Origin of the sequence: Stenotrophomonas sp. GD03877 (assembly GCF_029840555.1) — a bacterium.
GTDB classification, from domain to species: domain Bacteria; phylum Pseudomonadota; class Gammaproteobacteria; order Xanthomonadales; family Xanthomonadaceae; genus Stenotrophomonas; species Stenotrophomonas geniculata.
The window spans coordinates 48,337-61,842 of the sequence record NZ_JAOCCT010000034.1 but is presented as its reverse complement, the minus strand read 5'-3'; the positions used below and the strand labels follow the sequence as shown (position 1 = coordinate 61,842).

Below are 13,506 nucleotides of genomic sequence, written 5' to 3'. Positions count from 1 at the left end.
CGCATCGTAGTGATAGGTGGCGGTGACGCCGCGCGCATCGGTGGCCGTCTTGCGGTTGCCAGCGGCGTCCACGGTGAAGCTGCTGGCGCCACTGTCCGGGCTGACCTGCCCGGTCAGGTCACCGAAACCGTTGTAGGCGTAGGTGGTATGCAGGCCCTTCGGGTCGGTGATCTGGGTGACCTGGTCCAGCGCGTTGTACTGACTGCGGATCTCCGCCGCGACGCCGCCGACGTCCTGCAGAGTCTGCGCCAGGCGGTTCAGCGGGTCGTACTGCTGGCTGGTCACGCGCTGCAGTGCGTCGGTCACCGTCTGCGGGTTTCCGTTCGCATCGTAGGCGAAGCCGGTGGCGTGATTGCCCGCGTCCTTCAGTGCGGTCAGCTGGCCGAGCGTGTTGAACGTCCGTGCCAGGGTACGGCGGAGGGTGCCGCTGGTATCCAGCGTGTCTTCCTTGAGGCGGTTGCCGGCGTTGTCCAACGCATAGTGGATCGTATTGCCGCTGCTGTCCGCAATGTCGGTCAGGCGCTGCGCTGCGTCGTAGACATAGGTGACGCTGCTGCCGTCAGGCTCGGTGACCTGTTGCACCTGGCCGGTCGGCCAGTAGCTGATCTGGGTAACCCGATTCTCGGCTGTGGTGGCACCGCGCACGGTGACCGAGGTTGGCCAGCCGCGGGCATGGTAGGTGTAGTCAGTGACCACGCCGTTGGCGTCCTTCACCGCCAACGGCCGTCCCAACGCGTCGTAGGCCAGGGTCTCAACCGTCTGGCCGAGCGCATTGGTCACACTGCGCAGATCGCCCTTGCGATAGCTGCAGGCACCATTGGCCGCGCATCCCGGGTCGTCCGCTGTGTAGTAGGCATAGGCGGAGACATCCGCCACATCGCTTCGCGGGCCATCCACACTGCGCAGCAGTCCCACCAGCGGGCACTCCGGCCCTTCGGCCTCGCAGTAGGTCTGCGTGGTGACGCGGGTGTCACCGGTCACCATGTCGCGCACGGTAATGGTGGTTGGCTGAAGGCGCGCATTGCGTGTGATGCGGATCTCACGGTTACCGACGGTCTGCTGCACCAGCCGATTGCTGTCCATGGCCACGCGCGTTTCGCTGATGCGCTGATCCGGAGTACCGACCGCTTCGGTGGTGGTGGTCACGCTGACGGCGCCTACGGCAGCATCGCTGGCCTCGGCATAGGCGTAGCTGGTGACGACACCACGGCGATCAGTCACCGACTGCAGCCGGCGCCGGAAATCGGTGCCCTCGGGCAGATAGGTGCGGCTTATGCTGCCGTTGCTCTCGGTGATGCCATTGACCTTGCGCGGAAGTCCACTGGAGCCGATGGCGGTCAAGGCGTAGGTGCTCTGCTTGCCCAGTGCGTCGGTGACGATGGTGGTTCCTGCCGGGGTGTACTCCAGGCGCACGCCATCAATGCCTACGTCGGCCTGACTGCAGTCACCGGAATGGCGGCTGCAGGTAACTCGCCCCTTGGCGTCATAGCCAAACCAGCTGTAGCGCCGGGTGTCTTCGGCGGTCACGCCCGTCAGGTAGCCCGGGAAGCGTGTGTCCTCATAGTGGTAAGTACGACTGGCGCCGTCTGCGTAGGTCGCAGTGGCCAGCTCGCCAGCAGGAGAGTACGTGTAGCTCACCACAGGCTGGCCGGCGACCACCAGGGCCGAGATCAGCGAATCGTCGCCCGGCGCGAGGTACTGGACATCAACGCGTCGACCGGTTGAATGGGTGATGCTGAGCAGGCGGCCGCGGCCGTCGTGTGCATAGGTCAGCGACGTTCCGTCTTCGAAATCGCGGCGCTGCATCAAGCCAGCGGCATCAAAATGAATGCGCTCTCCGGCACGTGAAAGTTGCCAGTTGGTGCCCTGCTGGACAGCGCGATCACCGCTTCCGTCCATGGCTTCGTAGCTTGCCCCCACTTTCTGGAACGCGGTCTGCCCGCCATCGGCGCCGATCAACCCAACTTTCAGTTCGGGGCTGGGAGGGAAGGTGGAATCGTCTACGCCTGCGGTAAGCCGCAGATTGTGGGAATGGGTCCAGCCCGTACCCAACGCGCCGCCCGCCGTGCTTGTCAGGGAATGATAGTGGCGTTGGAAGCTCACCCATCCAAAGTTGAAATCCGGCTCAGGCTGGGATTTATCGCCAGTGGTCGGATCACATGGGTTGCCAACAGGACATTGCTGCGGCGGCAGCGGCGTGCTTGTATAGGACAGCATGGGCGCCATGTGCGGCTCGTCCTGCTGGACCAGTGAGCACATCTGCAAGGCGTCATTCCACGTCAGGGACGGTCGATTCGGGCAAAGCGCCGTTCTGGCCCGGCGCACATGCTCCCACCCCACTATCGACGAGCATTGTTGAGTGCTCTGATGATAGAAGTTCAAGGTGTAATGGAAATCCTTCTCCTCGTTGGTGACACTACCGTCATCGCCCCTTCCAAGCCCAAGGAGCTCGACCCACGGATCCTCCGTGAGGGAAGTCGCCGGGCACTGCGGGTCGCTGACGCGGGTGGCGAGGATCACGCTCCGAATCTGATCTTCGGAAGAGTACTCCTGCCCTGAGTGGGTGTAGACCCAGTCGGTAGTAACGATCTTCTCGGGTTTCACCCGGTAATCGTAGATGACCTTCTTTCCAAGGACGCGTTGGCGTTTGACATGCCAATCGAAGGGTTTGTCCTCCTCGTACTGGGAAAAGAGCGACTTGATGTCCTTCTGCACCGCCGCTTCCGTGGCTCGCGGCTGGCCCATCGACAGGTAGCTTTCCCACTTCTTCTGCACCTCCTGCGCCTGCGCAGCCCCGGGAGCCAAGCTCGCCAGCGCAATCATCGCCAGTGCGGCACACGAAATGGACTTCAATCGCTTCAACATCCCTGTTCTCCTTCCTGGACGAACACTGCACCGGCGGGAACGAGAACGTGGGGCAGCTGCCTCACCACTTCATGCTTCGGATCGTCCCTGGTCCGGAATGCGGGCTGACCGCACGGGGAACGTTATCTCCGATGTGGTTTACACATTCAAGTCAGAAACTGTGGAATGCGTCGGATTTCAGAGTTTTCTGATAAAGCGGGCGGCCGACCGAACAGGCGGCCGGGCGTGGGCTGGGCACTGCAGGGGCCAATCCGCCACAAACAGCAACGCCGGGCAGTGCCCGGCGTCGGGTTCAAACCAGTCGAGCATGGCTCAACTCTACACAGAGCGGATCAGTACTTCCCATCAAACGCAAAAATCGGCTTGCGCTGCTTCCACGCACCAGCGGTGAAGTCCGGGAACTCCAACGTCTGGAAACCGTTGGCGATGGACTGCTCGCTCAGCGGCGTGATCGCACTCCAGGTCACCGCATCGTAGATGTCGATCGGCATCGGCGCCTTGGCCTTCAGCGCTTCCACAAACGCGTGGATGACGAACCAATCCATGCCACCGTGGCCGGCGCTGGCAGCGGTCTCGGCATTCTGCTTCCACAGCGGGTGCTCATACTCGTCCTGGTACTTCTTGAACTCTTCCCACTGGTGCGGCGGGCTGCGGCCTTCGATGTGGATCGAATGGTTTACATCCATCCACAGGCCCTTGGTGCCCTGCACGCGGAAGCCCATCGAGTACGGGCGCGGCAGCGAGGTGTCGTGCTGCAGCAGGATGGTCTCGCCGTTCTCGCAAGCCAGCGTGGTGGTGACGATATCGCCGAGCTTGAACTTCACCTTGGTGCTGGGGTGGGTGGTGCCACCACTCTTGGCCACGGTGTATTCGTGCAGGCCGCGTGCCTTGGTCGCGAACGCGTTGATGTGGGTGAAGCGGTTGCCGCGGTTGATGCCGGTGTACATCGCGCACGGGCCGATGCCGTGGCTGGGGTACAACTCGCCATTGCGCTCCACCGAATGCTCGGTGCGCCAGCGTGCTTCGCTCCAGCCCTTGGGGCCGAATTCCACGCCGCTGTCGTAGGGCTGGTTCGGGTCGCCGGAGTTGAACTTCACGCCGCGCAGATCGTGCTGGTAGCCGGCCTGCAGGTGCACCAGTTCGCCGAACAGGCCCTGCCGGACCATCTGCAGGGCGGCCATCACATCGCGGCGGTAGCAGACGTTTTCCAGCAGCATGTACGGGGTGCCCGTGCTCAGCTGGGTCTTCAGCACGTCCCAGTGGTCCTGCAGGGTGATGCCAGCCACCACTTCGCAGCCCACCGCCACCCCGGCATGCATGGCGGCAATCGCCATCGGTGCGTGGTATTCCCACGGCGTGGCGATGATCACGCCATCGATGCCCTTCTGTTCCAGCAGGCGCTTCCACGCATTGGTGTCGCGGTCCTGACCATAGGTCTTCGGGGCCGGCTTGCCAGCCTTGGTCACCATCTCCACGGCGCGACCGAGCATGATCGGCTCGATATCGCACACGGCGACCACCTCGACATCGTCGCGGCGCACCAGTTCCTTCAGCAGCACCAGCCCGCGCATGCCGGTACCGATCATGGCCAGGCGCACCTTGCGCCCGCGTGCCCATGCCGGGGTCTGCGGCAGCAGGCTGCTGGCGGCGACAGCGGCACTGGCCGCGATGAATTCCCTACGCTTCATGGCAAACATCTCTCCTCTTGGCAGCGTGCCGGCCGCAGCCGGCACGCCAGGTCACGCAAACGGAATTACTTGAACCGGTAGCCGATGGTCACACTGTAACCACGGCCGAAGATGGTCGCGTAGTCACTGGAGTCACCCAGGAAGCTGTTCGGATCGTAGAACGGCAGTCGATTGAACAGGTTCTTGACGGTGAAGCTCAGGTTCCATGCATCATCCGGGCGCCAGGTGACGCTCATGTTGGTGGTCCACCACGACGGCGCACCATCACACTTGCTCTTCTGCAGGGCCAGGTAGCCGCCGGTGCAGGTTTCCTTGTTGTTGCTCACTTCATCGACCTGGTCGGTGGCCCACTTGGTGCCGCCCACGTAGTTGACGAACATGCTGGTGGTGACCTGCTTGTACGTCCAGTCGGCATTGAGCGTGGCACGCAGGCGCGGGTTGTTGTAGTAGCCGACCACGTCGCCGTAGTACCAGCCGTTCTCCGCATCCATGTAGAAGCGGTTGCGGTTGGCAATGGTGGCGGCCAGACCGATGTTCAGGTTGCCCCAGTCACCCAGCGAGAAGCGGCTGCGCGCATCGATGTCGAAACCGTCGATCAGCGTCTTGCCACGGTTCTTGTACTGGCCCACCACGCTGGCCACGTTGCCGGCGGAGTAGCCCGGCAGCACCGACGGGCAGCTCACGCCACTGGCCGGATCGGCACACATCGCCGCCAGCTGTGCCAGGTTGGCGCGGTCACTGTCGGTGATCGGCGAGCGCGACGAGGAGATGATGTCTTCCATGCGGCGGTAGTCCGGCGCGACGATTTCATTGTCGCGATAGATGAACCAGTAGTCGGCCGACACCGACAGCCAGGTCGCCGGCTCGTAGACGAAGCCGAGGGTGGCGATCTTCGCCTTCTCCGGCTTCAGGTTCTTGTTCGGCTGGGTCATGCGCGCCACGGTGCGGCTGCAATCCACGTTCAGCAGGTTCTTGCCCAGGTCGACATCGCCCGGACGCTGCGAGCGCAGCAGCAGGTTGGCGATGGCGTTGGTCTCGTTGCAGCGCAGCTCGTCGCGGTAGCCACCCAGCTGCGCGAACACGCCGCCGTTGCCGGACTCGGCCAGGCTCGGTGCACGGAAACCGGTGGAGTAGGTACCGCGCAGCATCAGCTGGTCGAACGCCTGGTACTTGAAGCCGATCTTCGGCGCGACGTTGGCGCTGAAGTTCGGGTACTTGTCCACGCGCACCGCCGCATCCAGTTCCAGCTTGTCGGTAATCGGCGCCACGGTCTCGGCGAACAGCGCGTAGGTGTTGCGCTTGCCGTCGAACCAGGAGCCGCCCTGCTGGGAGATCAGGCCGTTGGCCGCATCGGCGTTGCCCGGGGTGTAGAAGGTCTCGCGGCTGGCGTTGAAGCCGAACGCGGCGCGCATTTCACCGGCCGGCAGCTGGAACAGCGGGCCTTCGATCTTGCCGTCCAGGGTGTGCAGACGGGTCCACGACTGGATGTCGAAGGTCGGGAACGCTTCACGGATCAATGCAGCGTTGGCTTCGCTGATCTCACCGAACTTGTATGCCGGGTGGTCGGAGATGATCACGCGGCCGGTGGTCGGATCGACCGAGTACGGGCCGAACGCCTTCTCGAAGCCCTTGATGTTGACGTTGATCGTCTGGTACGTGGTGGAGTGGGTGCCGGCACTGGCGAAGGCGGTCTCCCAGTTCCAGTCACCCCGGTTGCCACGCGCACCGGCCAGCACGCGGTAGCTCTTGTCGGTATTGCGCTGGCCAAAGTAGTTCGGGCCGGCATCCTGCAGCAGGTAGTTCAGGCCGACCACGCCGCCCATCATTGCCTTCATCTGCGGGCTGGCGTGGTTGTACTCGTTGTTCGGGCCCAGGAACGGGTACAGGAACTGGTTGACGGTGTTGCCGGTGTTGCGCGAGAACCAGCTGGTCGGGTTGCCGGTGGTGGTGCCGTAGGTGCGCGGCGTGCCGCCGTTGGCGCGCAGGTCGATGTCGGTGTAGGTCGCCTCGGCGAAGATCTCGGTGCTGTCACCCACCAGGAAAGTGCCGTTGAGGTAGGCGGTATTGCGCTCGGACTTGGCGCCGGCATCGATCTCGTTGTTCATCCAGGTTTCCCAGACGCAACGCGGACCGGCCGCTTCACTGGTCAGCACGTTCTTGCAGCCCGGCGCGGCTTCCTGCACGCGGCGGCCGGTGACCGGATCGAAGGCGAAGTAAGTGCCCGGATTGAATTCACCCGGCTTGCTGCCCACGCCCAGGCGCAGGTTGTTGAGGTAGTTCGGATTGTTGACGTAGTACTGGTCGGGCCGCTTGTCGTAGAAATCGCTCAGCGGAATCGCGTCGCGGCGGTACATGTTGACCGCACCGTAGATGTTGAAGCGGTTCTCGGCCAGGTCACCGAAGCCGGCGGTGATGCTGGCCTGGCGCTCGCCGTAGGAGTCGATGCGCGAGGAGGTGTCGTTGGTGAAGCTGACCTCGGCGCCCTGGAAGTTGCGCTTGGTGATCACGTTGATCACGCCGGCCACCGCGTCGGTGCCGTACACCGCCGAAGCGCCGTCGGTCAGCACTTCCATGCGTTCGATGGCCGCAGCCGGGATCGCGTCGATGTTGACGAACTGGGTCTGGAAGCCGGCCGGTGCACCGTAGTACGACAGGCGACGACCATTCAGCAGCACCAGCGTTCCCTGGGCACCGAGGCCGCGCAGGTTGGCCTGCGAGGCACCGTCGGAACCGGTGAACAACGAACGCGCATCCTGCTGCGCCGGACGTGCGGCAGGCAGGTTGTCGAGCACCTGCAACAGCGTGCGCGCACCCATGTTCTGGATGTCCTGCTTGCTGATCACCTGCACCGGCGACGCGGTTTCCACGTCGGTGCGGCGGATGTTGGAGCCGGTGACCTCGATGCGGGCCAGGTCGGTGGCCTTGTCCTTGCTCTCCTGGGCGAAGGCAGGAACGGCGACCGACAGCAGCACGCCGGCAATGGCCAGCGACAGCGGAGCGATCGAACGACAGGGGGGGCGGTGGTGGCGGGCGGGCAACATCGGGGTTCTCTCCTGGCAGGGGTGCGGCGCGAATGGTGAGCGCGTGGGCGTTCGGCGGGCAAAACGCTCCCGGGCCACGGCCATGAGGGCCGTAGTCGGAATGGGCGGGGGGAGGAGCGGTGTTACGAGGGGGTCATGGGGCGACGATGCTGGCGGAGTCGCCCTCCTGGCCGATCAGCACGGCATTGGCCCAGTTGGCGCAGACCTGGGCGGGTTGACTGCCCTGCGCACCCAGCGTGCGCAGGCTCAGGGTGGAAAGGCCACGGATGTCCAGCTCCGGCTTGACCACGCCGGGTGCCTTCACCAGGCCGCTGTCGTACAGCAGGCGGTTGTCACCCCAGACCTGGAACTGCAGGCCACCGGCGCTGCGGCAGGCGTCGTCGATGCCGAGGTCGGCACGCAGCAGGTGCCAGCCGCCCTGCAGGCGCAGGTCGATGCGGCTGTTGGCGCCGACGCCCAGGCCACGGCGGAACTGCAGGCCGTTCATGCGCATGCCGGCATCGCCACGGAACGACTGGTCGGCGCGCACCTGGCTGGCCAGCGCGGCCGGCACCGGCAGCTCGGAGAGATAGCGCTGCCGGGCCGGTCGCTCCGGTTCCTGGTGTTCGAGGATGTGGAAGGTGGACAGGGCGATCGGGCCGACATCGCGCGGCTGCAGCGCATCGAAGGCGCGGGCACTGCCCTGAGCGGCGGTGACCATCGGATCGGTGCTGCTGGCACCGTCACCTTCCGGGTTCTGCACGCTCAACACGCGGAAGCGCAGCAGGCGGCCGGCATGGGCCGGGAAGTCGATGCGCTGCACGCCTTCCTTCAACTGCAGGCGGCCACGCGCGATCGGCTCGCCCCACTCGCCGTTGCTGTCGCCCAGGTAGACCTCGTAATCGCGTACCTGGCCGTGCTTCCAGTTCTTGTCGTTGCGCGGCGCGATGTCGATGCCATCGATCATCCTGCGCTCGCCGAACCCGATCACCCATTCATGCGCACCGGTGCGCACGGCCTGGTTGCGCACACTGCGGAACCAGGTACCCGGGTCATCATCGAAGGCGTTTTCCAGCGCGTGGCCGGGCTCTTCGGCCGGGCGGTTGACCACCAGCAGGCTGTCGGCCGGCAGTTCGCGGCCGAGTACCGGTGCCGCCGGATACGCATCGTCGGCAGCGGCGGCGACGACCGCGAAGTCCAGCTGCAGTTGCAGGGGCTGGCGGATGTCCTGGCTGGCGGTGCGCACATGCAGCGTGCCGCGTCGTTCGGCGGCATCGAAGTACCAGCCTTCAGCAGCAGCGTTGAACGCAGCGGCATCAGCCAGCGCCGGCAGCGCGCGGCCAGCGGCCTGCACCGCACGCGGCGCCTGGCGGCTGAGCACGCGCAGGCCATAGCGGCGCTGCAGCAGCTGGCCGTTGTACTGGCCCTGCACCGCATCGATCTGCACCTGCACCGGGCCACTGCCCTGCGCTGGCGCCTGCACGCGGATCACCTGCGTGCTCGACTCGCCCTGCTGGTAGCGGCGCGTGTTGCCATCGTCTTCGTACAGCGTGTAGTGCGACTCGCCCTGCGGGTACAGGTCGAAGGTCACTTCATCGAGCGGCTTCTCACCGTCGAACAGCATCGACGGGTACATCGGCAGGATCGCTCCGGCACGCACGAACACCGGCAGCGTGGCCAGGTCCACCTGGCGGTCGAGCTGGCGGCCGTCGGCGCCGGCCTGCACGCGGCGGCCGTCCCAGTAGTCGATCCAGCCGCCGGCCGGCAGGTGGATATCGCGGCGCCAGCCACGGCTGGCCGCCTGGCTGCGGTACACCGGCGCCACCAGCAGATCGCGGCCAAGCAGGAACTGGTACTTGTAGGTTTCATCCTGCGCGTGCGGGTCGCGCGGGTTGTCCCACATCAGGCCACGCACCGGTGGTGCGCCGGTCTGCGCGGCCTCGTGCACCAGGCCGTACATGTACGGGGTCAGGCGCATCTTCAACTTCAGGTAATCGCGGTTGATGCTGCGGTAGGGCTCGTCGTACCACCACGGATGCTTGCGTGCGTTCGACGACCAGCCGCTCATGCCCATCAGTACCGGCGTGAACGCCTTCCACTGCAGGTCGCGGGTGAAGGTCTCGGCGCTGCCGCCGAAGATCGCATCGACGTCGCCGCTGGCATAGGCCATGCCGGACAGGCCGGAACCGACCAGGGTCGGCACATGCCAGCGGATATAGTCCCAGCTGCTGCTCTGGTCGCCGGTCCAGGCCACGGCATAGCGCTGGATGCCGGCCCAGCCCATCACCGTCCACAGGAACGGGCGCGAATCGGAATTGTCGAGGATGCCGTTGAACGCCTGGCGGTTGGCGTCCATCGCGAACTGGTAGCCCTTGCCGGTCCAGGCCACGTCCAGCTTCTGCACGCGGGTGCCGGCCTTGCCCACTTCCCAGGCGATCTTGTCGACGCCGTTCTCGGTCCACAGTCCGGTGCGGAAACCGTAGCCGGCCAGCCCCTTCACGGTTTCCGGCAACTGCTTGTAACCGCAGCCGTAGCCGTCGTTGGGCAGGATCCAGCCACCGGGCATGTCGTGGGCGCGGTACTGCTTGGCCACGCTGTCGATCACATCGGGGGTGGTGCCGGTCGGGCCGTCGCTCCAGCCTTCGGGCACGGTGCCGGGCTTCTTGCTGTTGTCGCCATCGTTGTAGCAATCGGCGTCGCCGTAGGACAGCGCCCAGCGCGCGACCATGTTCGGGCGGCCAGTCAGCTGGGTGTAGCGCTCGATCAGTTTCGGCAGGTCGGCGCCGACGAAGTAATAGGCATCGAAGCGGTCTTCGCGATGCAGCAGCGTGGCCTGGTCGCTCTGGCGCAGATCGTAGCTGCCATCGCTCCAGGTATTGCGCAGCATGCCCCAGCCACGGCTGCTCAGCAGCATCGGTGCTGGGCTGGGGCGGTCGCCCTCTTCCCAACCGCCGGAATAGGACACCTCCAGCTCGCGGCCCTTGAACTGGTAGCGGCCGTTCTGCTGGCCGCCACCGAAATAGCCTTCATCGGCCTGCGAGGACAGCACCTGCACGCTCTGCGCAGCATCCAGGTCCAGCGGCTGCAGTTCCTGCCACAGCGCGGTGGGCTGGCCGTTGTCCAGCCGTTCCAGGCGCATGCGCAGCGGCTGCCGCTGTACATGCAGCACCAGTGCATCAGTGCGCACGCGGATTTCCTGCGCGTCTTCTTCCAGCTGCGCCTGCACGTTCGCCTTGGGCTGCGGCAGCACGATCGGTGCAGCCTTGTCGCCGGCACCGGTCAGCGTGCCGTTGCGGCCAGCCTGCACGCGGATGATGTCGGTGGCCGGCAGTTCGATGCGGATGCGCGCGCCCTTGTCGGTCTGCAGGTCCCAGCCCTGCACGCCGTCGCGGCTGGCGCTGGCGGCAACCGAACGCAGGTTGCCGACCGACTCGGCCTGGGCCGGCATGGACGCCAACATCAATGCCGGCAACAGAGCCAGCATCAGCGGCGAGCGACGAACGCAGATTTCCACACGGACTCCCAACCCGTTCACCGGGCGTTTCGAAAGCGGTTGGGCCGACTCTAGGGCAGCGATTCGAAAGATGTCAACAAATTGAAAGAAAAAAGGAAGATATATTCCGTTGAAACGAAAGTTGTTGCGTCGCAATACTTTGTGTAATCGATTGCAGCTGCCTGTTAAGCATTGTGCGATACGGCATTCGCCCCGTTCTTTCGTTTTCCCGAGCGCCCGGCAGCGGGAAAAGTCATCGCGTCATTTTCTTTCTTTTTACTTTCGATGTTTGACATTTCGAAAGAAAACGCAGATGGTGCGCTGGCCCAACTGGAACCTCCGAATGGACGTCACCCTGCTTTCCGACGTGTCCGCCTGGCAGCGCCTTGGCGGAGCCGATACCGCTACCGAAATCGCCCAGCAGCCAGCGCTGTGGGAAGCCCTCGCCCAGGATCTGTCGCGTGCCCGCGACCGCCTGCAGGCCTTCCTCGGCGGCAGCCTCAACGATCCCAAACAGCGCGTGCTGTTCACCGGCGCCGGCAGCTCCGGCTTCATCGCCGAGATGGTGGCCGATGCGATCAACGCGCAGTGGCCGGCCGAGGTGCGCGTGGTGCACACCACCAGCCTGCTGACCCATCCGGCGCTGTACCTGCAGCGCGACCGCCCCACCCTGCTGGTCTCGTTTGGCCGCAGTGGTTCCAGTCCGGAAAGCGTGGCCGCGGTGGACCGCGTGCGCGCCGATGTGGATGAGGCACGCTTCCTCGACATCACCTGCAACGCCGATGGCGAACTCGCCCGTCGTGGTGCCGGCCGTGCCGATACCTGCACGCTGCTGATGCCATCGGCCAGCTGCGATCGCGCCTTCGCCATGACCAGCAGCCTGACCTGCATGCTGCTGGCCGCACTGACCGTGTTCGATCGTTCGCCGTGGGATGCGCGCGTGGCGCGCCTGAAGCAGATTGCCGGTCTCGCCCGCGAAGGCCAGGCGCAGTGGGACGCACCGGTAGCCGCGCTGGCGCAGCGCCCGTTCAACCGGGTGATCTACCTTGGCAGCGGCCCGCTGGAAGCACTCGCACGCGAAGCCGCGCTGAAGGTGCTGGAGCTGACCGCCGGCCGCGTGCTGGCGTTGGCCAACACACCACTGGGCTTCCGCCATGGCCCGAAGTCGACGCTGGATGGCAACACCCTGGTGGTGGTGCTGCGCAGCGTGCAGCCGCTGGCGCGCCGCTACGAACAGGACCTGCTGGAAGAACTGCGCCGCGATGGCGTGGCCGGCCAGGTACTGGCGATCGGCCCGCATTCGGACATCGGTGCCGATGACGAGTACACCCTCACCGTGCCGGCCCTGGACGACCCGTGGCTGGCGCCGGTATGGCTGGGCTTCGCGCAGCTGTTCGCGCTGCAGCGCTCGGCCGCACTCGGCCTGACCCCGGACAACCCGTTCCCGGACGGCACCGTCAACCGCGTCGTCAAGGGTGTCACCATCCACCATGGCTGAGCTGATCGCCCATGCCTGCTACGGCATCGACATCGGCGGCACCAAGATCGAGCTGGTGGCGTGCGATGCGGCGACGCAGGTCACCTGGCGCCGCCGGGTCAGCACGCCGCAGGGCGACTACGACGGCTTCCTGCAGGCGGTGGTGACACTGGTCGCCGAGGCCGATGCCGCGCTGGGCCGCGGTGATGCCGCCATCGGCATCGCCCTGCCCGGTGTGCGTGATCGTCGCAGCGGCCGCCAGCTCAGCGCGAACGTGCCTGCACTGACCGGCCACAGCGTGGCGGCGGATCTGCAGGCACGCCTGCAACGCCCGCTGCACTTCGGCAACGACCTGCAGTGCTTCGCCCTGTCGGAAGCGCATGGCGGGGCCGCCGACGGCTACCCCAGCATGTTCGGCGCCATCCTCGGCACCGGTGCCGGTGGCGGCTTCTGCCTGCAGGGCCGCCTGCTGTCCGGCTTCAACGGCCTGGCCGGCGAATGGGGCCACTGGAGCGTGCCCGGCCACCTGCTGCAGCGCCACGGCCTGCCACTCATCGACTGCGCCTGCGGCCTGCAGGGCTGCGTGGAGCGCTACGTGTCCGGCAGCGGGCTGGCAATGATCGAGCGTCACCTCGGTGGCAGCGCCACCGACGCCAGCGCAGTGATCGCCCTGGCCGAAGCCGGTGATGCGCGTGCGCGCAAGGCGCTGGACATCCATCGCGACCTGCTTGGCCACAGCCTGGCCGCGCTGGTGCTGGCGCTGGACCCGCACGTGATCGTGCTCGGCGGTGGCCTGTCGCAGTACGCGCCGCTGTACCAGCAGCTGCCGGCGGCCATCGCCGCACATCTGTTCAACGGCGTGCAGGTTCCGCCGATCGTGCCGCCGCGCTTCGGTGATGCCGGTGGCGCACGTGGTGCCGCCCTGCTCGCCTGCCAACCCTCGTTTTCCTGATTGACCGGAGC

6 protein-coding genes are annotated in these 13,506 nt (G+C 65.7%); 2 read left to right on the top strand and 4 right to left on the bottom strand.

Translation table 11 applies throughout. From position 1 onward, the window contains the following. From N5D20_RS20405 to N5D20_RS20390, 4 genes are all read right to left on the bottom strand, one after another. The coding region (locus N5D20_RS20405) for a DUF6531 domain-containing protein (RefSeq protein WP_279914957.1) at window positions 1-2,823 on the bottom strand (2,823 nt) is incomplete at its 3' end. A 374-nt stretch (window positions 2,824-3,197) separates the two neighbouring features. Next, on the bottom strand, window positions 3,198-4,553 hold the full coding sequence (locus N5D20_RS20400; RefSeq protein ID WP_197578197.1) for a Gfo/Idh/MocA family oxidoreductase: 1,356 nt from the start codon (window positions 4,551-4,553) through the stop codon (window positions 3,198-3,200). Between the two features lie 65 nt (window positions 4,554-4,618). After that, the gene (locus tag N5D20_RS20395; protein WP_197578196.1) at window positions 4,619-7,594 is read right to left on the bottom strand and encodes a TonB-dependent receptor; all 2,976 of its coding nucleotides are present in this window, start codon (window positions 7,592-7,594) and stop codon (window positions 4,619-4,621) included. A 133-nt stretch (window positions 7,595-7,727) separates the two neighbouring features. Next, a complete protein-coding gene (locus N5D20_RS20390; protein ID WP_197578195.1) occupies window positions 7,728-11,087 on the bottom strand; it encodes a TIM-barrel domain-containing protein in 3,360 nt (1,119 codons plus the stop codon). Window positions 11,088-11,409: 322 nt separating this feature from the next. Between N5D20_RS20390 and N5D20_RS20385 the strand changes: the two genes are divergently transcribed. Both N5D20_RS20385 and N5D20_RS20380 read left to right on the top strand, forming a co-directional pair. Beyond that, the gene (locus N5D20_RS20385; protein WP_197578194.1) at window positions 11,410-12,564 is read left to right on the top strand and encodes an SIS domain-containing protein; all 1,155 of its coding nucleotides are present in this window, start codon (window positions 11,410-11,412) and stop codon (window positions 12,562-12,564) included. Further along, window positions 12,557-13,495: an ROK family protein gene (locus N5D20_RS20380; RefSeq protein WP_197578193.1), complete on the top strand. Its 939-nt coding sequence runs from the start codon at window positions 12,557-12,559 to the stop codon at window positions 13,493-13,495. Before N5D20_RS20385 ends, N5D20_RS20380 begins: the two co-directional genes overlap by 8 nt. Window positions 13,496-13,506 lie beyond the last annotated feature (11 nt).

Coding starts and splice junctions, on each gene's coding strand:
- N5D20_RS20400 (WP_197578197.1), bottom strand. CDS start 4,553: ATGAAGCGTAGGGAATTCATCGCGGCCAGTGCCGCTGTCGCCGCCAGC.
- N5D20_RS20395 (WP_197578196.1), bottom strand. CDS start 7,594: ATGTTGCCCGCCCGCCACCACCGCCCCCCCTGTCGTTCGATCGCTCCG.
- N5D20_RS20385 (WP_197578194.1), top strand. CDS start 11,410: ATGGACGTCACCCTGCTTTCCGACGTGTCCGCCTGGCAGCGCCTTGGC.
- N5D20_RS20380 (WP_197578193.1), top strand. CDS start 12,557: ATGGCTGAGCTGATCGCCCATGCCTGCTACGGCATCGACATCGGCGGC.